The 22215-nt window shown below is 42.6% G+C and carries 22 protein-coding genes; 4 read left to right on the top strand and 18 right to left on the bottom strand.

What is annotated here, in order from left to right:
• Positions 1-107 precede the first annotated feature (107 nt).
• From NJ959_RS08280 to NJ959_RS08270, 3 genes are all read right to left on the bottom strand, one after another.
• A complete protein-coding gene (locus tag NJ959_RS08280) occupies positions 108-611 on the bottom strand; it encodes a hypothetical protein (protein ID WP_254011286.1) in 504 nt (167 codons plus the stop codon).
• Between the two features lie 281 nt (positions 612-892).
• Positions 893-1477, bottom strand: a complete 585-nt coding sequence (locus NJ959_RS08275) for a PEP-CTERM sorting domain-containing protein (RefSeq protein WP_254011285.1) — start codon at positions 1475-1477, stop codon at positions 893-895.
• A gap of 94 nt (positions 1478-1571) precedes the next feature.
• Positions 1572-2150 (bottom strand): PEP-CTERM sorting domain-containing protein, encoded by a 579-nt coding sequence (locus NJ959_RS08270; RefSeq protein WP_254011284.1) that lies wholly within the window; start codon positions 2148-2150, stop codon positions 1572-1574.
• 675 nt (positions 2151-2825) lie between these two features.
• Here NJ959_RS08270 and serA point away from each other — a divergent pair.
• Positions 2826-4409 (top strand): phosphoglycerate dehydrogenase, encoded by a 1584-nt coding sequence (gene serA, locus NJ959_RS08265; RefSeq protein ID WP_254011283.1) that lies wholly within the window; start codon positions 2826-2828, stop codon positions 4407-4409.
• A 94-nt stretch (positions 4410-4503) separates the two neighbouring features.
• Positions 4504-5442, top strand: a complete 939-nt coding sequence (gene prmA, locus NJ959_RS08260) for a 50S ribosomal protein L11 methyltransferase (protein WP_254011282.1) — start codon at positions 4504-4506, stop codon at positions 5440-5442.
• Positions 5443-5547: 105 nt separating this feature from the next.
• Here the strand turns inward: prmA and NJ959_RS08255 are convergent, their stop codons facing one another.
• The 3 genes from NJ959_RS08255 to NJ959_RS08245 form a co-directional block, all read right to left on the bottom strand.
• Positions 5548-6324 carry a DUF928 domain-containing protein gene (locus tag NJ959_RS08255; protein WP_254011281.1) on the bottom strand — a complete coding sequence of 259 codons (777 nt, stop codon included), beginning with the start codon at positions 6322-6324 and terminating at the stop codon, positions 5548-5550.
• Between the two features lie 53 nt (positions 6325-6377).
• Positions 6378-7397 carry a tetratricopeptide repeat protein gene (locus tag NJ959_RS08250; RefSeq protein WP_254011280.1) on the bottom strand — a complete coding sequence of 340 codons (1020 nt, stop codon included), beginning with the start codon at positions 7395-7397 and terminating at the stop codon, positions 6378-6380.
• A gap of 109 nt (positions 7398-7506) precedes the next feature.
• Complete coding sequence (locus NJ959_RS08245; RefSeq protein ID WP_254011279.1) at positions 7507-8442, bottom strand: hypothetical protein; 936 nt, start codon at positions 8440-8442, stop codon at positions 7507-7509.
• A 113-nt stretch (positions 8443-8555) separates the two neighbouring features.
• On the opposite strand from NJ959_RS08245, the gene NJ959_RS08240 reads away from it, so the two are divergent.
• Both NJ959_RS08240 and NJ959_RS08235 read left to right on the top strand, forming a co-directional pair.
• A complete protein-coding gene (locus tag NJ959_RS08240; protein WP_254011278.1) occupies positions 8556-9464 on the top strand; it encodes a Uma2 family endonuclease in 909 nt (302 codons plus the stop codon).
• A 131-nt stretch (positions 9465-9595) separates the two neighbouring features.
• Complete coding sequence (locus tag NJ959_RS08235) at positions 9596-10108, top strand: L,D-transpeptidase (protein ID WP_254011277.1); 513 nt, start codon at positions 9596-9598, stop codon at positions 10106-10108.
• Positions 10109-10297: 189 nt separating this feature from the next.
• Here NJ959_RS08235 and NJ959_RS08230 read toward each other — a convergent pair whose 3' ends face one another.
• The 12 genes from NJ959_RS08230 to NJ959_RS08175 all read right to left on the bottom strand — a co-directional run.
• Positions 10298-10996 carry a DUF8619 family protein gene (locus tag NJ959_RS08230; protein WP_254011276.1) on the bottom strand — a complete coding sequence of 233 codons (699 nt, stop codon included), beginning with the start codon at positions 10994-10996 and terminating at the stop codon, positions 10298-10300.
• Between the two features lie 135 nt (positions 10997-11131).
• Positions 11132-11959, bottom strand: a complete 828-nt coding sequence (gene dapB, locus NJ959_RS08225; protein ID WP_254011275.1) for a 4-hydroxy-tetrahydrodipicolinate reductase — start codon at positions 11957-11959, stop codon at positions 11132-11134.
• Between the two features lie 166 nt (positions 11960-12125).
• On the bottom strand, positions 12126-12455 hold the full coding sequence (locus NJ959_RS08220) for a hypothetical protein (protein ID WP_254011274.1): 330 nt from the start codon (positions 12453-12455) through the stop codon (positions 12126-12128).
• Positions 12456-12578: 123 nt separating this feature from the next.
• On the bottom strand, positions 12579-12734 hold the full coding sequence (locus tag NJ959_RS08215) for a hypothetical protein (RefSeq protein ID WP_254011273.1): 156 nt from the start codon (positions 12732-12734) through the stop codon (positions 12579-12581).
• A 448-nt stretch (positions 12735-13182) separates the two neighbouring features.
• Entirely contained in the window at positions 13183-14151 is a 969-nt protein-coding gene (locus tag NJ959_RS08210; RefSeq protein WP_254011272.1) for an NF038130 family PEP-CTERM protein, read from the bottom strand.
• 460 nt (positions 14152-14611) lie between these two features.
• Positions 14612-15583 (bottom strand): NF038130 family PEP-CTERM protein, encoded by a 972-nt coding sequence (locus NJ959_RS08205; RefSeq protein ID WP_254011271.1) that lies wholly within the window; start codon positions 15581-15583, stop codon positions 14612-14614.
• Positions 15584-15960: 377 nt separating this feature from the next.
• Positions 15961-17157 carry an LL-diaminopimelate aminotransferase gene (locus NJ959_RS08200; protein ID WP_254011270.1) on the bottom strand — a complete coding sequence of 399 codons (1197 nt, stop codon included), beginning with the start codon at positions 17155-17157 and terminating at the stop codon, positions 15961-15963.
• A 231-nt stretch (positions 17158-17388) separates the two neighbouring features.
• The gene (gene trxA / locus NJ959_RS08195; protein ID WP_254011269.1) at positions 17389-17712 is read right to left on the bottom strand and encodes a thioredoxin; all 324 of its coding nucleotides are present in this window, start codon (positions 17710-17712) and stop codon (positions 17389-17391) included.
• A gap of 175 nt (positions 17713-17887) precedes the next feature.
• Positions 17888-18661, bottom strand: coding sequence for a PspA/IM30 family protein (locus NJ959_RS08190; protein WP_254011268.1), 774 nt, complete (start codon positions 18659-18661; stop codon positions 17888-17890).
• Between the two features lie 444 nt (positions 18662-19105).
• Positions 19106-19834, bottom strand: a complete 729-nt coding sequence (locus NJ959_RS08185; RefSeq protein ID WP_254011267.1) for a PspA/IM30 family protein — start codon at positions 19832-19834, stop codon at positions 19106-19108.
• A gap of 138 nt (positions 19835-19972) precedes the next feature.
• Entirely contained in the window at positions 19973-21151 is a 1179-nt protein-coding gene (locus NJ959_RS08180) for a hypothetical protein (RefSeq protein WP_254011266.1), read from the bottom strand.
• A 139-nt stretch (positions 21152-21290) separates the two neighbouring features.
• Positions 21291-22215, bottom strand: a 925-nt coding sequence (locus NJ959_RS08175) for a hypothetical protein (RefSeq protein ID WP_254011265.1), incomplete at its 5' end; no start/stop codon positions are given.

The raw sequence follows: 22215 nt of genomic DNA, 5'->3' as shown, positions 1-22215 counted from the left end.
TCTTAGTCCGCGAAGGCGGACTTTGTTTGTGTAGCCGCGATTTCCAATCGCTTTCGCTTCTTGCAATTAGTGTCAGTTATAACCAACAACCAACAACCAATAACCAACTAATCAGAATAACCTTGAATAGTTTCGGGCTTGAATTGTTTGATAATTCTAGTTGATTCCTGAATCAAACTCTCAGTACCTTGTACCACAATCAAATATTTTCCTTCATCGAGTCGGTTGCGGTAAGACAAAGAATCACCACTATTGAACACAAAACTAGCGCCACCACCGACGAAAACACTGCCCATAGCCGCCGCGATCGCACCAAATATACCACCAATGATATGATTTCCCACACTACCCGCCCAAGGAAATAAGTCAAACTGAGTCAGCCAATTAAAGGTATACCCGGCGGCGAAGCCAAAAGGTAACAGCCAATAAGCTAATTGCTTGACTTGTGCGATCGCCTTTTCGTTAGGATCGATTAACCCGAATTCATCAGCAGTTTTGTATCCTTTACCGAGAATTGAGACTTGCCGGAGGGGTAAGCCTGCTTTTTCCAGGGCTGTGTAGGCTTCTTCAGCTTCAATACGATCTTTTAAGACAGCGACTAGGTAATTCATGAGATCTTAAATAAGGGGCTTGGGGCTTGGGACTAGGGTTTAAATCGGGGCGATCTTCTATTATAAGACAATAGCGTTAAAACCCCGTGACTTTAGTCCGGGGATGAAAGGCGGGTTCGGTTTTGAACCCGATAAGGATATGTAGGTAATTTTAATTTTTTGTGAATATAGTAACCACCACAGCGGTTGCTATAACTCTAATATTGATGGAAATTCTAAACTTATAAATAGAGAGCGCTCCTCACCAATGACAGGTTTAGAGCGCCTGAAGGTTTATTTCCTTAAGCTTGCTTTTTCTTGAGGATTGAACCTGCACCCATTGCACCTAATGCCAATAAACCTAAGATAGAAGTGGGTTCAGGTACTGATTTGGCAGTAACTGTAATCGCTCCAGAATTTCGATCTAATTCAATTTCAGTTTTAGGTCCCATTTGATCGACATCCTGACGCAATTGCAAGAAGCTACCAACAGTTCCATTGAGGAATTGTTCTCCGATTATGCCCTGTCCCCCTCCTACGTCAAAACCACCAAACAGGGTTTGAGTGGAAGTATCAAAATTAAACTCTAAAAAACCAGATTCAGATACTCCGTTACTAACAGTATTAAATGACTGGAGCGGATTGTTGGATGGATCGAAGAAAGAGACCATTAAGGATTGTAAATTATTAGTCGATCCAGGACCACTTTCGGAAATAATGACTGGGGCTGTAGTTTCGTCGTAGCTGAACATCCCCTTTGCTGAATAGCCACCATCCCCCTGCCAGTCAAAGTTGAACGAGATCGCTTGGGCTTCTTGAGTGCTTGCTACAGATAAAATAGCATAAGTCACTGCGGTAGCGGCGAGTTTACTCAGGATGTTTTTCATCTTTCTTCCTCTAATGTTGATGGAAATCCTCAACTTATAAATAGAGAGCGCTCCTCACCAATGACAGGTTTAGAGCGCCTGCAGGTTTATTGCCTTAAGCTTGCTTCTTCTTAAGGATTGAACCTGCACCCATTGCACCTAATGCCAATAAGCCTAAAATAGAAGTGGGTTCAGGTACTGATTTGGCAGTAACTGTAATCGCTCCAGAATTTTTATCTAATTCAATTGAAGTTCCCATTTGATCCACATCCTGACGCAATCGCAAGAGGCTACCAACTGTTCCACTAAAGAATTGTTCTCCCATTACACCCGTACCTCCTCCTACGTTAAAAGCACCAAACAGGGTTTGAGTAGAAGTATCAAAATTAAACTGGAAAAAAGAAGATTGAGATCCTCCATTACTAACAGTATTAAATGACTGGAGCGGATTATTGGATGGATCGAAGAAAGAGACCATTAAGGATTCTAGGTTATTAGTCGCTCCAGCACCACTTTCGGAAATGATTGTTGGGGCTGTAGTTTCGTCGTAGCTGAACATCCCCTTTGCTGAATAGCCACCATCCCCCTGCCAGTCAAAGTTGAACGAGATCGCTTGGGCTTCTTGAGTGCTTGCTACAGATAAAATAGCATAAGTCACTGCGGTAGCGGCGAGTTTACTCAGGATGTTTTTCATCTTTCTTCCTCTAATGTTGGTTGATGGAAATCAGATCTTGATTGAAATCAGAAGGCTGTTACTAGCGGAGAGATCTTCCGCCAAGACGGTATAAACTAAGGGACATCTTCGCCTTGAGCTTACCCCCTTTGCGATAACGGGAGCCTTCTGCCGAGATTAAGGTAAATATTTGACACGCGATCGCGAGAGCTATTCGTACTGGATCTTTGCCCGAATTAAACTATTTATGAATATAAGGTAAAGTCAAGCTCTTCTTTATGAAGTTTTCATGAAGTTCCTGTAAAGTTTTGATGAAGCTCTATTTAAAAATATACTCGTATCTTTCTTTGGTTAATTTTTGGTAAAAAAACCATTGATCTTATTGGTGTTTTTATTTTTAGAGATAGAAAAAAATCTATAGTTATCGCCTAATTCGAGACAATACACGCTATTTTATAGCTTTGACGATAAGCTACTGTGGTTTCTGGAAATTTAAAATCTTTCCGTCGATCGGGGATTTAGTTACCCCTTTGCGATTAAAATGTCCTACTGCGGTCAGTGGCTGCTAATTGTCTGACAATAGTAGTCGATCGCAATTCCGCCTTTGTCGCCTGTAGCACCTTTAGCAAGAAGAGGCAGGGTTCATCAGAACACCCAGGCGCGAGTAGTATAATTCATTTCAACCCCCTACTGTTAATGTCTAAGGTTCTCGTCTCAGATCCAATCGATCAAGTTGGAATTGATATTCTCTCTCAAGTGGCTCAGGTTGATGTCAAAACCAATCTATCGCCTGAAGAACTTGTTGCGGTTATCCCCGATTACGATGCCATTATGATTCGCTCTGGCACGCGCGTGACGAAAGAAATCATTGAAGCTGGTAAACAACTCAAGATCATCGGGCGTGCTGGGGTTGGTGTGGATAACGTCGATGTCCCCGCTGCAACCCGTCAGGGCATTGTCGTGGTAAACTCTCCAGAAGGAAATACGATCGCCGCCGCCGAACATGCCTTAGCAATGATGTTATCCATGTCGCGCCACATCCCAGAAGCAGATCAATCGGTGAAAAACCAGAAGTGGGATCGCAAGCACTTTATGGGATCTGAAGTCTATAAGAAAACCCTGGGTGTGGTTGGCTTAGGGAAAATTGGTTCCCATGTCGCCACAGTAGCACGGGCGATGGGGATGAAGTTGTTGGCTTACGATCCTTTTATTTCCGTAGAAAGGGCAGAGCAGTTAGGTTGTCGGTTAGTAGATCTAGATTTACTCTTTGGTGAGTCAGATTACATCACTCTCCACATTCCCAAAACCCCAGAAACCACTAATCTGATTAATGCCGAATCTCTCTCGAAGATGAAACCCACTACTCGAATTATCAATTGTTCGAGAGGTGGCATTATTGACGAAGCGGCGCTTTATGAGGCGATCAACTCAGGTACAATTGCTGGGGCAGCCTTGGATGTGTTTTCTTCGGAGCCTTTGGGAGAATCACCTTTGCGATCGCTCGGTAAGAAAGTTGTACTGACACCTCACTTGGGTGCTTCTACAGCAGAAGCTCAAGTTAATGTAGCAATTGATGTCGCCGAGCAAATTCGTGATGTACTCTTAGGTTTACCTGCTCGCTCTGCTGTTAATATTCCAGGATTATCTCCAAATGTTCTCGAACAGCTCAAACCTTACCTAAGACTAGCAGAAACCTTGGGTAGCATGGTGAGTCAGCTAGCAGGTGGTAGGATTGATTCCCTCAATGTACGCTTGCAAGGAGAGTTGGCTACCAATAACAGCCAACCTTTAGTGGTAGGAGCGCTCAAAGGCTTACTTACTCAAGCCTTGCGCGAGCGGGTAAACTACGTGAATGCCTCGATTGAAGCCAAAGAGCGCGGAATTCGCGTGATTGAAACGCGGGATGCCTCGATTCAAGATTATGCTGGAGGTTCGCTCCATCTATCCGCCAAGGGATCTTTAGGGGAACATTCAGTAACAGGTGCGCTATTGGGAGATGGAGAAATCCACATTACTAGTATTGACGAATTCCCGATTAATGTTCCACCCAGTAACCACATGCTCTTTACCCTCCATCGGGATATGCCGGGAATTATTGGTAAAATTGGTTCCCTGTTGGGCAGTTTTAATGTCAATATTGCCAGTATGCAGGTAGGACGGAAAATCGTGCGCGGTGATGCGGTTATGGTGTTGAGCCTTGACGATCCCCTACCAGAAGGAATTTTGGCAGAAATTATCAAAGTTTCTGGAATTCGGGATGCTTACACGGTAAATTTGTAGTTGTTAGTTATTGGTTGTTAGTTATTGGTTGTCCTTTGTCCTTATGACTAATGACTAGCAACTAATAACTAACAACTAACAAATAACGACTAATATGGCACATAGCTGGTGGGAAATATCAATTCTCTCAGATCCCGCCTTAGAAGATATCATCTTTTGGCGGCTAGAGAAATTTGGCTTTCGGGGCACTTCCTCGGAGATTAAGGGCAACTCTCAAATTGTGAGGGCTTACTTACCTCAGATTCAAGTGCAGTTATTGGATTTAGCGGCACTTTCTCTGTGGCTCCGGCAGGATGCTCTCAACATGGGATTGCCCATACCAATCGCCCAGTGGCACTTGATTGATGAAGAAGATTGGGCGAGTAGTTGGAAGCAATATTGGCAGCCGCAGGAAATTGGCGATCGCTTATTAGTCTATCCTGCTTGGTTACCTGTACCTGAATCCTCAGACAGGCTGCTTTTACGCTTAGATCCCGGTGCGGCTTTCGGCACGGGTACTCATCCCACCACCCAACTCTGTTTAGACGGATTGGAAATGCGATTAGGTTATGAAAGCGATACTGTTATTGCTGATATTGGTTGCGGATCTGGTATTCTCTCTATTGCGGCTGTGTTATTGGGTGCTAGTAAGGTTTATGCTGTAGATGTCGATCCCTTAGCAGTGCGCTCGGCTCGCAGTAACCGACAACTTAATCAGATTAGTCCTGAACGTTTGGTAGTGGAAAGAGGTAGTACGGATCGGATAATTAAGCTGACGGGCGGCAAACTCGTTGATGGCATTCTCTGTAATATTCTAGCAGAAGTGATTATGGATTTAATTCCAGGGATGAGCGCAATTGCTAGTCCTAAATGTTGGGGCATTATTAGTGGTATTTTATTAGAGCAAGCTAAACCTATTGCTGATACATTAGAACAGCATGATTGGGTAGTTGCAACTCTTTGGAAGCGTCAGGATTGGTGTTGTTTTAATATTCGACGTTCATCATTGCGAGTGGGGAGTAAGGAGTGGGGAATGGGGGGGGATTATACCTAACCTGAGTTAGGAGTTAGGAGTTAAGAGTTAGGAGTATCCGCTTCGCGCAGGCTACGCCAACGGAGTATGCGCGAAGCGCATACTCAGGTAACTACTGTGGATAAATCACAACCACAATTTTGCTCTAACTAGTCGATCCAGTTTGATATCGTACCTCGTGTCAAAGCCAGCAGATTTTAATAAACTTTCCCAATCTCCTGCTAGTTTTTGATTATTAGAATCGGATTTTCGCAATTGGGTTAAAATATCAAGAGCTTGATACCAAATTCCATTTGCAGCATAGATGGCTACTTGTTCGATTGGCTTGGCTTTAGCGATTTCAGCAGCAAGTTTGGCATCCAATTGAGTTGGGTAGATGAATCCACCGATATAGTCTGAATCATGGGAGATATCTCCTGTATTCTTACCGCAGTTTATTGCCATAGACCATTGATAAAATTGATCTATTTTAAGCTGCGAGTAAACTATTTCTGGTATGCGGAACCCGATAATGGCGGGGAGTTTTACTGTAGGGACAGATATCCTACTATTATACAATAATTCTTCATCATATTTGTCATCTGCCGAGTGTAGTTCTATTTCTAAGCTGATTGTTTCGGGAGATATAGCGCGATCGCGGTTATCGACATGAAATAATAATATTGGTGCTTCTTTCGCTGTCAAGCCAAGTTGGTTGGCTGGGATTAAAGCATGGGTGTAATAATTCGGACAGCTAGGTCCTCCGTGTAACATATAAGATGAACCGATACGCTGAGGTGGTTCAATATTGGGTGATATAAATTGGATGGGGGGATTGGCTGCTTCTACTAGTATTCCCCAACCCAAAAAGGTTATGCTTACAGATAGTAGTGCCAACATTATCAGTTTGTAAATTCGTTTCATTGTTACTTCACTCACAAGAATAGTAATGTATTTAGGCAAAGGATCTATCTGTATTAGTATGAAGCGTTAGCATTAAGTTCTAACTGATTCACCAAGTCTTGGCTATTTTTGAGAGCAATTTGGTAATTGGGATGAATTTTTATTGCTTCTGTGTAAGCATCAAAAGCTTCTTCATATTGTGCCAACAATTGTAACGCCACGCCCCGATTATTCCAAGCTACAGCAGAATTCGGATCGATAGAAATAGCCCGATTGTAAAATGCGATCGCTTCTTCATACATTTTCAAATCTGCCAGTGCAATCCCGCGATTATTCCAGCTACTAGCATCATGGGGATTAATGGCGATTGCTTGATCGTGAGATGTTAGTGCTTCTTCATTCCTACCTAACTTATTCAGGGCAACACCTCGATTACCCCAGGCGAAGGCATCATCGGGATCAATTGCAATGGCTCGATTGAAAGCATCAATTGCTTCCCCATACCGGGCTAAATTAGTTAATGCTACTCCCTTGTGATTCCAAGCTAGAGTATAATTAGGGTCGATAGTAACTGCTTTTTGATAAGATCCAAGTGCTTCTCTATAGTTTTCCAGATCGCTTAGTACCACACCTCGATTATACCAAGTAATAGGATCTTTAGGATTGAGATATATGGCTCTATCATGAGCAGCAAGAGCCTCTTCATATTTTCCCAGTTTTCTCTGTACTAAACCGCGATTATCCCAAGCCAAGGCATAATTGGGATCTAGTTGGACAGCTTTATCATAAGATTTAAGTGCTTCAGGATAGCGTTGCAAATCCATCAGCGCTACGCCTCGATTATTCCAACTTACCGCATTTTTAGGATTCAGAGCAATAGCGCGATCGCAAGCTGTCAGTGCTTCTTGTTCTTTAAGTTCATAGCATTTATTTGCCCAAGTTGCAAATTCATCAGCTTTTTGAGGGATTACCACAGTCGTGGGATTAGAATCTGTAGTTTTTAGTGGTTTAGGAGTAGCAGCTACAGCAGGGAGGGAAATCCCAATACAGAAAGTAGCAGTAGTCAATCCCAGATATTGAAGAGTCTTGTGCATGGTTTTGGTAATAACGCCTTCACCAACACGTATATCTGGCGGTTTCGAGGTTATGCAGTTGGGGAATAGAGAATATTATGCCATTGCCCTCCCCAGGGAAGAATCGTCATTACATATTCTTTTTACTTCTATATCTGAATCCCAGATAATGTGGGAGGCTGCGGAATTCAGGATTATCTTTCAGATTAACCGATTGAGGTAGGGTAATATTTCCCACCCGCCCATTAAATAAATAAGTCGAGATTCCACCATCGATAGTAATAATATCACCTCGAACACTCAACTTTCTTAATAAATCAGCCGCTTCATCAATTGTGGCTTTGTTTACTGTCATAATCAATAGCAACTCGTCGCCGTTAATACCATCTTTATCTAAGGTACTGATGAGATGGTATCTATTTTTTTGATTGCCACCGAATACTTTCGCTGGATGGTCGCTATACTGGTAACTGACGATCGCATTTTTTACACTCCTGTCACTCAAAGGCGCACCCGTAGCCGGATTGTAATCTGTAATATATGCTGAGTTGTCATCCCAAACTAAAGCCTTAAGGTGGATGTTACGATAAAACTTATCCTTGGGTTGAGCGATTGGTCCGTAGGGGCTACTACCACCTGTAATAACTGTGCCGTTAAGTTTAATCGGGAAGGATAACTGAGAACTAGATTGATATTGTTCAAAGAAAGAACAATTTATAATAGTAAAAACTGAATCAGCATCGAGTTTTTGGTATTCGTCACTTACCTCCGAAAATAACTTCATTTTAAAGAAAGGGCTATCATATTTACCTTCTCCTTGATAGTATTTTCCCTCATCTATTCCTCTACTAGTTACTTCACCAACTAGTTGATCGATTTGGATTTTCCCTAAATCGATAACTTGGAGATAAGCTTCATTACCATCCCCGATAATTTGTTTGTATAAACCAGCACCATTGATCGCATCAATGGGCTGATAAGAAGAAGGTATGGGCTGGGTTGGAGTCATGCCCAAATTAATAAGACTAGCAATAAAAAAAGAAAAGATCCCAGAATTGAGCGTCATTTAAGTTAGCCTTTTAATCATAATAGAGTTTTTCTGTAAGGCATATCATTTTTGACGATATCAGCTAGATCTGTCACAATTAAAGAACGATCGCTCTTTAAGGTAGCTTCACTATGACTGAGACACTTACTAAAATCGATCTACCTCCTTCTTTTCCAGACCATACCCAATTACCAGAAGAAGATGGTACTTTTGTGAAAAACTTTCAGGAACATCCTCAAGCCATTTTTTTAACAGATTCCCTAAGTCCAGTTTTGCCGCAACTCCATCCCGATGGACAATATGCGATTGGACAAGATTGCGGTATTTACTGGCGAGAAACTGATCCCCCAGAAAGAGGTGCGGAAGCACCAGATTGGTTTTATGTTCCCAATGTACCTCCTCTAATTAATGGTGAGATTCGTCGTTCCTATGTCCTGTGGCGAGAATTCATGGCACCATTTATTATTTTAGAGTTTGCGAGTGGAAATGGTGATGAAGAACGGGATCAAACTCCCTTATCTCTCTCTCAGGAAGGAGAGGTGACAAAACCAGGTAAGTTTTGGGTTTATGAACGGATTGTACGGACTCCTTACTACGGCATATATGAAATCAAAAGTGGTAAGTTAGAAGTATATCGCTTACTCAACGGATTGTATCAGAAGTTAAAACCAAATGAGCGAGGTCATTATCCCATAGAACCTTTAGGAATAGAATTAGGCTTGTGGCGGGGGAGTTATCAAAATCAAGAGCAACTTTGGCTCAGATGGTGGGATAATCAAGGAAATTTGTTGCTAATTGGTTCAGAGAGAGCTGAATTGGAAAGCGCTAAAGCTGAACAAGAAAGACAAAGGGCTGAACAAGAAAGACAAAGGGCTGATATGGCACAGCAAGCGCTTCAGGAAACTGAGTTAGCAAGACTTGCTGAAGCACAAGCAAGAAGGGATGCCATACCCCGATTGTTGGCAATGGGATTAACTGTAGCACAAGTAGCAGAGGCGCTTGGCTTGAAAGTAGACGAAGTAACCTCATTGACAGGCTAACGTTATAAACTGAAGTGTTGCTTAATTGCTAATGGCTAATTTATAATAATTCAATCATGTAGAGATTCTATTAGCAATTAGTAATTAGCTCTATTTACTAAATTTTCCTCACTACCACAATGGTGATACACATGAAAATTCATCGTACTTTGATAGAAACCCTCCGCTCAAAAACTGTCAAAATAGGTGCAGCACTGATTCTGACAGCATCCGGATTGGGATTCCTGCCCAATTTTACTGAAGATGCGATGGCAAAACCATCTTCTCCTCGCGTCACCCAAACCCAAACCAAAGGGCGCTGGATTGAAGTTGACTTATCGAGTCAGCGATTAGTTGCGTGGAATGGCAAACAGCGGGCAAAAACTTTCATCGTTTCCACCGGAAAGCGCAGAAGCCCAACCCGTACAGGTACTTATACCATTAAATCTAAAGTTGGTTCAACTCGAATGCGAGGTAGAGGCTACAACGTACCCAAGGTTCCCTACGTTATGTACTATTCTGGCGGTTATGCCGTACATGGTGCTTACTGGCACAATAGCTTTGGTACGCCTGTGAGTCACGGTTGTGTCAACTTGCGCGTTGCTCAGGCGCGTTGGTTATATAATTGGGCACCGATGGGAACTAGAGTTGTAATTCATCAGTAGTTATTGGTTATTGGTTATTGGTTATTGGTTGTTTGTTATTGGTTATTGGTTATTGGTTGTTTGTTATTGGTTATTTGTTATTTGTTAATATCCCTACTCCCTACTCCCTACTCCAAAAAACCCACTCCAAAAAACCCACTCCCCACTCCCTACTCCCCACTCCAAAAAACTCACTCCCTACTCCCCAAATTAGCGCCGCCGCCGCCGATTTATCACAGCACGATTATCTGGATAATCTCTTTCCTCAGCCTCACTTAACTGACTACTCACCTGAGCAAAAATAACTCTTTGCAAATAAGGATAATCGCTCACCCAAATATTCAGCCTAGGAATATAAATATCACTAGTTTTAGCAATACGCCCCAAATCAGGTTGATTAGACAGAATCAACATCTCAACAACTTGTCCCTCAGCAATTCCCTTATGAGTGCGGCGCAATGGTCCTTGCATAATTGTCGTAAATCCTGTTTCATCACCTACCTCCACATTTAGCCGTCGTTCCCGATTTTCCACAATCACCAACTCACCCCGATTACTAACCGTTTCTTCTGTACCAACTATCTCATCTGTCACGAATACATCCAACACTCTACCCCGCCAAAACCCACTATATTTATATCGGCGTATCTCCAAATTCCGCCGACTAGCCCAATAAATTGGACCCCAAAACCAGTAAAGCCCAGCGATGATGGAGAATAATAAACGAAAGAAATAAAACCCCTCACCAAAAGCCAATCCCAACAGGAAAATTACAACCAGAGCAACGACAGAAATCAGCAGCCGCTTTAAAACCATGGGTAATTTGCCCCAGAAATAGGCATATTGGGGACCTGTGGCTATAAGAGGAATTAGTTGTTCAAACTTCTCTCTGGTAATAGGAATAAGCATAATTTTGGTTATTTGTTATTTGTTGTTGGTTATTTGTTGTTAGTTATTGGTTATTGGTAGGCAAGGGGTTAAAGCAACTTGTTGGTGTTCGTTTCTCCTTAAACAAATAACAAATAACAAACAACCAACAACAAATTACAAAATTTTCTCCAACCCATAAACTAGAGACTTAAGTTGAGTCACTTTACGAATAGATAAGAGAACTCCGGGCATATAACATGACCGATCTGAAGTATCATGACGGAGGGTATAAATTTGACCAGCAGCACCGAAAATTACCTCTTGATGAGCAATTAAACCTGGTAACCGCACACTATGGATGCGAATATTATCATCCGCAACACAACCTCTCGCCCCTGTTAATTTTTCACTCTCTTCTACAATAGCTTGATTATAAGTTTTGCCCAATCCTGCTAATAACTGAGCCGTTTGAATCGCTGTACCGCTAGGTGCATCAGCTTTTTGATTGTGGTGAAGTTCGATAATTTCTACATGGTCAAAATGTTGCGAGGCTTGTATCGCTGCCTGCTGAAGCAATACCATACCTATAGAAAAATTAGGAATAATTAAACAACCAGTACTAGCTTTTTCGGCAAAATCAGCAAGCTCTTTGATTTGTGCTGGAGAAAGTCCAGTAGTACCAACCACAGGACGAACACCATACGCGATCGCACTCCGTACATTATCATAAACTCCATCAGGATGGGTAAAATCTACCATCACCCCCTGTACTCTTTCCTGAGTCGCCATTACCAGTGTAGCTTGTAGGTCATCTAGAATCGGAATTTCGATCGCACCACAGCCTGCAACTTCACCCGCATCTTGACCAATATACTTAGGATTCCGGTCAATTGCACCAATTAAGGTCATATCTTCGGCTTCACTGATAGCCTTAATTACCTCACGACCCATTTTACCAGCAGCACCATTAACCACCACAGGGATGGGGGATTCCTTCGCCATAATCTCACCATATCGTTTAAGGGAATTTTAGCTCGATTAGGGAGTAAGGGCTAGGGAGTGGGGTTTTTTGGAGTGGGGATTGGTGACGGTAGGGGCGAGTCGCTACCATAATCAGGAGTAGTCATCGGTCTCAACCTTTTGTTAGGTTTTAGGGTGGTAGTAGAAATTATGGTGTCGAATCAAAGTCTTTCTTGTACTTACTTCTAATTTGCTCTTTTAGATTTTTATATTGTAGATCTTTTGTCTCATACATCTCCTCTTGCTTATCTGATTTATCGAGATTAAATTTACCTTGATTAACGGATATTATGCTGTATAGCCCAGCCATATTAGGAAATTCTGAAGCATCAATTTCCTTCAAGAAAAGTATATATTTTGACCCTTTATCAAGAGGTGTAAATCCTTCCGTGGTCATTACAAAAGGTTGTGAATTTGCATCAACTATCGCTCCTCGCTGAGATACGCCAATTACTTCGTCTTGTGGATTACCTTTCAACTACGATTTACTTTATCTGATTCAAACCGCTATTGAACCCCAGGAAGCTTAATTTCATAGTTACCTGTGTGAGATGTCTTTTTGCCAGTGCATTGAAATTCCTCTAAGGGAATTTTAGCTCGATTAGGGAGTTGCGCCAGGTAACTTAACTTCGTAATTAGCCTTAACTGTCTCTGGGCTGGATAACCCAGATGGTGTGGCAGTAAAGCTGTACAGATAGCTGTTTACTCCGTTATAGGTAACCTTGACAATTTCACTAACTTGTATAGGTTGATACACTGAGTAAAAATTTCTTAATTGTGGTTGTCATTTTAGTCTCTCTGTAATAGTTACAACTGGAACATTTAGATCAATATTGACAATATCGTTACCCATAACATATTAAGACAATTTTGACTACAGTATATGAAGTTTTGATGAAGTTTTCCTCAAAGTGAGATCGATACCAAGTCGTCTCTCCTCTACATATAGCAACCGCCACAACGGTTAGGATATTTCAAAAGCTGGGATTAACAAGGGGCTGAGAGCCAATTGTCCTAATCGCCTTGGCGAATGCTATAGAAACCGGGTTTCTGGCACGTACTTCTTTTCTGAACAAACCGGGTTTCTCTTCTGTACTTTATCCGACAGCAATCCACTGTAAAAATATTGTATTACAGCTAAATTAAACCAGAATAAAAAAAGGAGCCATTTAGCTCCTTTAACCGTGGAATCTCAAACTTGAATTCTAAGATTTTTTCAGCTTCCGGGTAGCTACAAACAAACCACCAACAGCCACTAAACCGAGAACAGCAGAAGGTTCTGGTACCTTTTCTGTGGTAGGAGGTACTAACTTCGGATCTCCATCGTAGGTGAAATTGAACGAACCATCCTTGGAAGCAACATTAGATTTTGCACCAGTAAATGAGTAGGCAATTTCATTCTTGCCATCAAAGGAAAGTTTGACAAGTTCGCTAGCTCTCAGAGTCAAACCAAATTGCGCTGCTGCAGTTTTGAGCTTTGGAGGAGCATAAAATAGTAAATCGGAATGACCTGCTAACCCATATTTTACATTGTTCCCGTCTTTATTAACAAAGGCAAGATTGGGATCTACAGCTCGCTGGAACCCGCCTGCGCCTAAAAAGGCATTATAGAGGTCAGCTCGGTTGCTAAACTGACCTTGTGTTAGCAAACTCAAACCAGTAAATAGCAGGTTTTCATTGATGTTATTTGCTTGCAAATTTGCATCAAAGGCATCATTAAACCATTGTGTAGCAACAGTACTTGCACCATAAGATGTATCCAAACCTGCTCCAAACAAATCCTTTGCTGTCAAGCTGCTGAAGGTGACACTTGTACCATCACTAAAGTCAGTTTTCAAGCTCGTAACTTTGTCATAAGCTAAGAAATTAGCCAGGTTTAACTGCTCGCTGCTCTTAAATAACTCAATATTTCCACCGGGACTAGCTAAAGTACCATCTAATACATTTATTAAATTTGATACATTTGTCCCAGACGACTTCAAGCAAGACGTGGCTGCAATCGGGCAATCTATACCAGGAGTACCACCAACATCCCACACTTCAAAGTCAGTTGGTGCTGTTCCGGTAACCGTTGCGCTGGTAATGCTGATAGCAGAAGCTGGGGCAATTGCGATCGCGCTCATCCCAGCCACCATTGAAGCGCTGAGTAAAAATTTTTTAATTGTTCCTGTCATTAGGGTATCTCCGTAGGGTTGAGAACTTGAGCAGTTGCATAACTATGGCAGACTGAGGGAGTTATTGTCTCCCAATGAATACTCTTGCCTTCCACCTCTTTTGCACACAGACTCAAAACCAGTTCTCGGTTGCAGCAATGCCGATTAGACCGAGACTCTCGATAGTCATCAGCCAAAGTTCCTAAGCCATTTGGCTTCATTATTACTAATTTTATAAGATTTTAAGAATATTTTGACCCAACTGTATGAAGTTTTGATGAAGTTTCCGTATAATTGCGGTTATTTATGATGTAAAGACGTGCAAATGCCCCAAAGCACATTAAAGTTGTGTCCTAGGGCACTGGTAGTTTTCAGTTCCATGAAGTACGCGATAGAAACCGGGTTTCTCTAAGAAACCCGGTTTCTGGATGTGAGGTTTATTTACACCCACCTGCTTTCTGAGCTAGGTTAGTTGCAAAACTTATCTCTTGTTGAGCTTGCGCTTGGCAACAACTAAACCACCCACAGTAATTAAACCTAGCAGGGCTGAGGGTTCTGGTACTGGTTGAGCGCCTTGTATTGCCAGTTCGTAGTTACCATTATGAGATTTTCCATCACTTAATTCTGTCAATCCAGAGTGAGCGGCGGTGTAGCCATACTTGTATTGGGCGGGATTGCCATCGTAGCTAACTTTAAGCACTTCGCTAGCTTGTACGGGTGTATTCCCAGGAAGTCCTAACAAGCTTAAAACATCATAGTGCCCTGCTAGACCAATCCGGATCAGTCCATCAGGATCTTGGTTAACATAGGAAATGTTAGGATCGCTGAAGCGTTGAAATCCCCCAGCGAGTAGGAATGTGTTGAATAGTGTCTTTTTGCCTATAGTTGTAGAAGGTAGAAGACTATACTGAGATAAGGTGTTCTCAAACCACTGAGTCGCAAAGTTCGATGGGTTGTAGAGGGGATTGATTGCTGCCGAGCGCTGAATAGATGTGGTTGCAGTAGATAATGCTGTTTTGACGCTAGCAGCACCTCCACCAAACCAGTCTAGAGCATTCAGACTGCTTAGAGTAATATTTTTACCACCAATTTGACCTGTTAAACTCGTGGTGGTGTTGTAACCCAAGAAATTGGATAGGGCACTGAAGACTTGGAGAGGGTTTGATGTTGAAAGTGGGGATTTTTCGCTGTTGGCAAATAACTCTACATTACCCCCCGGTGAGCCAGCGGGATTACATGCTTGAGCTGCTACAGCACAACTTCCTTTTAGTACGGTGCTTAAAGATGCTGAGTCGTCGCGTACCGTTTGATTGCCAACTTGTTTATATATATAGTAGTCAGTTCCCGCTACTCCCGAAACGCTAGCCCCTGTAAGGGAACCCGCAAATGCTGGCGCACCTGCAATCCCGCTGATACCTGCCACTACAGATGCACCGAGTAAAAATTTTTTCATTGTTCTTTGCATTTTATTTTCCTTCCTATGAGCCGTTAAGTTTTTCTAGTACAATGTCAGACTTCAATCTGCTCGGCTGCATACTGTGTGGATGCTGGTGAAACCGAGACATTTAACTCTTTGTTATTCCTAGTCTAGATTGCCCAACTTCAAAATAGGTAAAGCTTGCGTGAAGATTTTCCCTGATTTTGTAAAAATTTTAAGAAGAAATTACTTAGGTGAAACTACTTAAATTGATTTTTAGAAAAATTAACCGAAAAACTTTGTACAACTTGGGTTCATACCAATTTACCGTCTAATCTAAAACTTGTAGGACAGGCATCTTGCCTGTCTCTCACCCTCAACAGGCAAGATGCCCGCCCCACGATGGCGATACATTAACGACGCAAAAAATCGCTAATTCTCTCTACTGCTATTTCTAATATATCGGGTTCCTGAACTAAGGCAAACCGCACGTATCCTTCCCCGGCGTTGCCGAATCCCGATCCTGGGGAGGCAGCAACACCTGTTTCTTCAACCAACTGAGTACAGAATTTGACCGAATTTTCTTGCCAAGCTTCCGGTAATTTTGCCCAGACATACATAGTGGCAACTGGTAGGGGAACCTCCCAACCAATACGGTTTAATGCCCCCACAAAAGCATCTCGCCGCTTTTGAAAGGTAGTAACCATCTCTTGGACACCATCTTGCGATCCCTGTAATGCCGCGATCGCACCATTTAAAATTCCCTGATACTGGTTAAAATCCACCACGGCTTTGATTTGTCGCAATCCTTTAATTAACTCGGCATTCCCAATGGCGTAACCAATGCGAAATCCTCCCATATTATAAGATTTGGAGAATGTAAAAAATTCAATAGAAATCTCTTTATTGGGATCTGCTTGTAAAATTGAAGGAGTGGAACAGCGGATGTCAGGATGGGATGTGGGGGAGTGGGGAAATACTAAATCGGCGTAGGGAAAGTCGTGAACTAAAACTAGGTTATGTTGACGGCAAAAGGCGACTGCTTGCTCGAAAAAGGAAAGGGGCGCGATCGCGGTGGTAGGATTATGAGGATAGCTCAATACCATCATCCGCGCTTGAGCTACTATGGATGTTGGAATATCTTCAAATATTGGTAAAAAGTTATTTTTTGCTAGCAAAGGCATGGGATAAATTTGACCGCCAGCCAAGTAAACTCCACCCGCATGAGAGGGATAACCAGGATCTTGTAGCAGGGCATAATCTCCTGGATTTAATATTGCTAACGGTAAATGAGCCGTACCTTCTTGAGAGCCAATTAAAGGTAATACTTCTGTTTCTGGATCGATGGGAATACCGAATCTTTCTGTATACCATTGGGCTGCCACTTGACGGAAGGGTTGAGTCCCGTGAAACAGCAAGTAACCATGAGTGCTATGGTCATGGAGAGATGTTTCAATAGCTGTAATTACATGTTCAGATGCTGGTAAGTCAGATGAACCTAATGATAGATCGATAATCTCTTTGCCAGAGGCTCTAGCTTTAGCTTTTGCCAGATCCATATCAGCAAACACATTTCTTGGTAGTGTTTGTAACCTTTGAGCAAATTCCATTGTTTGTTATTTGTTGTTTGTTATTTGTTATTTGTTGTTTGTTATTTGTTGTTGATTATTTGTTACTTGCTCTAGAGGGAATTATTCTTGTATGATAGGTGTTTTGATCTGTCAGTCCCATGGGTTTTGCCTGCTATACAAATTCTATTAAGAGAGCAAACTTTCTATTAGCCAAAAACTAACAACCAACAACCAACAACCAACAACCAACAACTAACAACTAATAACCAACTACAAGTTACTATCTAACAAAGCCTGTAACTTTTGTTTAGTAATAGCTCCCTCGTGAGATACAACAACCTCACCATTCTTAAACAAAAGAAGAAAGGGGACACCTTCGACACGATACTGCTTTACCGTGACAGGATTCGGATCGACTTCCATCTTGATTACTTTAATGCGATCGCTATAATTATCAGCGATGGCTGCTACAGATGGCGATACCAAGCGACAAGGACCACACCAACTTGCCCAAAAGTACACTAACACTGGCTGTTCAGCTTTTAAGACTTCAGTTTCAAACTTAGTCTCTGTAATTTCAATCACCTTACTCACAACACCCTCCGAAAAAATTCTTCAAAAAGAGTACCTGCACCAATGTATATAGAATAAATTAGTCTGTTACCTTTTCTCAAGCAATGACAACCTGACGGGGTGAGTGAAATTCAGAGAAACCCGGTTTCTTTAAGAAACCGGGTTTCTGCGATCGCGATAAATCTCCAACTGACGCTTATAAATTGTCAATTTGCTTGCGTAGAGCTTCCAATTCGTCATCAACGGCTGACTTGGCGGCGGGAGATGTTTTTTGCCCAGAAGCAGGCAAAGCACCCTGTGAAACGGAACCTCCTAGTACCAATCCTGCTTTCATTGCTGCCAACTCATCATCAACATCACTACCAGATTCGAGAGCAGCAAACTGACTGTCTAAATTAGAACCAGTAAGCTGATCAGCAGACTGAGAGCGAGCTTCTATTTCCAAAACTTTCTCTTCCATCCGCTCAAAAGCACTCATCGCGGAGCCAGTACCCATCCGCCCAATAGTGTTTTGCAATTGCTCGTTAGCCTTAGCTGCTTGCGCCCGTGCTTTGAGCATATCCTTTTTCGTCTTAGCTTCGGAAATTTTACCTTCCAGAGCAATCAGGTTACGCTTCAGGGTGTCCACTTGCCCCACCTGCTGATCCAACTGACCTTTTAGTGTAGCAGCAGCATCACCAGTGGCTTTTTTCCGTAGGAGGGCTTCTCTTGCCAGATTTTCATCGCCTTTTTGCAGAGCTAGTTGGGCGCGTTGCTGCCAGCTATTGGCTTCAGATATGTTTTTGTTATATTGTTGTTCGGTCTTTTTCTGAGTGGCAATGGATCTGGCAACGGCTTGGCGCAGTTGAATCAGATCTTCCTGCATGTCAATAATGGCTTGTTCGAGAATTTTTTCTGGATCTTCGGCTTTGCTGACAAGATCGTTCAGATTGGCTCTGACAACTCGGCTAAGGCGATCAAATAATCCCATGATGGTGTTTATCCTTTTGGAGTGTACAAAATTAAGTTTAAAGCAGGCTCTTGGAGTTCAGCTTCCTGTGGTAGGTGTTCGGGTATAGGAAATTTATGCTCTCCTGTCTTCAGTCTAAAGCGCTTTTTTGATGAGTAGCATCGGATTTTTCCTCTCACTTGCAAGTTTACCCTCTGACTCGCCCGGTTGGAGCGAATCGCGACTCGGCGCTCCAGACAGGGGAAATGGGGAGTGGGAAAATCGGAATTTTGTCCCTATATTTCGCAATTGCTGCAATTTTCCGTACTTCAGTTGGGGAAGTCTCAACAAAAACAGTCATGCCCAAGCCATTAAAACAGGATGCGTTTAATCCAGTGTAAAAATTTATAGCCCAAACGTGCTAGTTAGTTTCTGGGTTTATTGAAAATCGATCTCTTTGCCATGGTAGTTTCTTCAGCGATCCGCTCAACTCCCTTCTATTTCGGGATCTTTGGTAGATTGTGACCGATTATAGGGTAATTTTGCGGATTCGGAACCCTCTCTCAAGTTGGCTTTCATCGCAGCCAGTTGCTCGTCTACATCATCTCCAGCTTCCAAAGCAGCAAATTTATTTTCCAATTCATTCCCTGTAAGTTGTTCGATTGCCTCAGACTCAGCTTCGAGCCGCATCACTTTTTCTTCCATCCGCTCAAAAGCACTTAAAGTACTCCCTGTATGAAAATTTCCTAACATCTCGTTAACTTTTTGGGATGCTTGGGCGGATCTAGCTCTAGCAATATACAAATCTTTTTTAGTTTTTGCTTGAGCAATTTTACTCTCTAACATCCGCATCTCTTTTCTGAGCTTTGCCACTACCTCATTTTGTTGGGCTAGCTGAGGAAGCAATATTTTGGCTGTCTCTTGGGCTATTTTGCGCCTAGTGAGAGCTTCCCGCGCCAAAGTATCGTCTCCCTTAGATAGGGCAAGCTGGGCGCGACTGTACCATTCATTGGCAGTCGCTTCCGCTTGAGAGACTTGTCTTTCAGTACGTTTTAGGGATGCGATCGCACCTGCTACAGCCTGTCGCATCTGAATCATATCCTGCTGCATATCTTCTACAGCTTGTTCGAGAATTTTCTCGGGATCTTCAGTTTGTGCGATTAGGTTGTTGAGGTTGGCGCGAATAACTCTGAGGATGCGATCGATTAATCCCATAACAGCTCTCCCTTCACCTCATAATTCTAATATATTCTATTAATCTGGAGTTTAATCTAGGGTGGGCACTCCCCCTTATAACAAGAAGAAGCTAATAATTGCGTTAGTGGGGAGTGCCCACCCTACGGTTATTGAAACTTAATCTGGAGTAGGTGGTTGCTTAGTTTTGGTAGAATTGGACTTTTTCCTTTGGGGTGCTGTTGATTTTGGTTGGGCTGTTGATTTAGGTTGGGGTGTCACTGAAGGTTGAGCAACAGGTGGTATTCCTCCTGGTGGGAGAGGTGGGTTTAAAATTGCTGCGGGTAAACTCCCAGAATTGGCAGGATTAGGGGGAACTTGCTCAAAAGAGGCTGGAGGTTGAGTTACCTCCCCACTTTGCACTTCTGGGATAGGTTTCACGGGTGAGGGCAGGGTTTTGGGTTGGGGATTTGCTTCCAAATGACTTAGGGTATTGAGATTCACTTCTGTAAATTCATCAGAGTCCAAATTTGGACCAATAATATTTGGAGATGTTTTGCTGGGATTGTTGTTATTTGTGGTTGGTTGTTTGGTTTTTGGGGGACTAATGGCTGTGCCGCTAATATTCAAACTGCTGCGGGTATATGGATTCAGCAACATGTAGGTCAATGTGGCACTAGAGAGCAACAATAGTAAGATCGAACCGATCCCTACTGGGGTAAATATTCTGTTGTTGAACCGTTTTTTGGATTCAACTACTGGTTTTGATCCTGGTTTTGATTCTGATTCTGATTCTGCCAGACTGCGCAGGAGTTTTTCTGATGACTCCAAATATTCCTCTGGCTGGGTTGGAGGTGGTGATTGAAGTAAGTCGGTATCCTGCTGTTGTGGTTGTTTGGCGGGGTTTCCTTGAGGGGGAAGGGTTTCTGTGGTAGTTGCCTCCTTGGATTCTGCTTGTCTTGAGGAGGGGAAAGCTAAGATATTTGTCTTTTCACTAGTCGTTGATGATGGAGGCGTATCTCGCTCAACTGTCTTTTGGGGTGAATCGCCTACTGATGTCTGGTTAGATAATGCGATGGGGAATGGGATAGTCGCGGGCAAATTAGCCATTTTTGAGGCAGGTGACTCTGTAGCCTCTCCTTGGCGATTGACGGAAATCAATTCAATGGATTTGCGGGTGGAGGAAGTACTGGAAACACGGGGATAAGTCGCTGGGCGTGCCGTTTTTTGGCGGCGGTAGCGACTTAATTCTTCTTCAAGCTGTACGTCAAGGCTACCTAAAGCGGCTTGCAATGCTGGGTTGATTGACGGCTTGCCTTGGGAGCGATTTGGGGATTTAACTGTAGTGTTTTGAATCATGAGGAGGGGATGAATTCCAATAAATATAAGGTGTATCGCAGTTTGCCTGTAAGTGCAATGAGATCTTGTACCATTGTCAATAACTGTAAGCTGTTATGCACTTAATTTAGATACACCCCACACCCCACACCCCTAATGTTCAATTATCCTCAAACCAACCAGCACGCCATGCCGATTCCGCCTTGGCAACAGCTAACTCTCGCTGTATTTTGCGATACTCTCCCTGAAGTTTACTCCCTTTGGCTGCCAAATTGCGAATTTGATTGCGAGCAGCAGTCAAGGAGGGATCGGTAAACTCAATCTCTGATAGGCGTAGGTTGATTGCCAAAATTCGCATTAGGCTTGAGTCTTCTGAATCCTCATCATTTTTGGCTTCCACTACTAAGTTTAAAAGATTAGCGGCTCCAGGAGTTATCTCAGTCGATCCTTCTGCTTTCGCTGCTGCTTCTAATAATTTTGCTGGTAATTTATCTGGGATAATTCCTCTTTCCTGCAATAGCTGGTTAGTTTGCAGGGAGATATTTTGCAGGGTTTTCGCGATCGCATCCTCTATCTCTTCTTGCAACTTCGAGAATGGAGAATTCATAATTGGCAATTTTTCATGGATAAATTGCTCCCCCACTTCCCATTCTCCAAGCCATTCCTGGAGATGGGATGCCAACTTTTCTTGACATTCCTTGGCTAGTTTCCGCAAATCTTGTTGTAACTCTTGTCGTTTATCGAAAGACAAACCTAAGAACGATTCCGGATATCCTTGAGTACAAACATGATAACTTGCCTGCATAAGCTGTTGACGCAGGGATTTTCCCAATAATGTCAGATATTGAGAATAACTAGTTTGAAATTCTGTGACTAAAAGAGCGATCGCTTTTTCTAGCGCTGTCTTCTCCTGCTCAAGTCGCTCAACTGATCTTGCCATAAATGGGGAATAGGGAGTGGGGAGTGGGTTTTTTGGAGTGGGTTTTTTGGAGTGGGTTTTTTGGAGTGGGTTTTTTGGAGTGGGTTTTTTGGAGTGGGGAAGAGAGTTTTGAGTTTTGAGTTTTGAGTTTTGAGTTTTGAGTTTT

Source organism: Limnofasciculus baicalensis BBK-W-15 (genome assembly GCF_024178385.1).
GTDB classification, from domain to species: domain Bacteria; phylum Cyanobacteriota; class Cyanobacteriia; order Cyanobacteriales; family Coleofasciculaceae; genus Limnofasciculus; species Limnofasciculus baicalensis.
The sequence above is the reverse complement of the archived record's forward strand: the minus strand, read 5'-3'. Positions and strand labels throughout refer to the sequence as shown.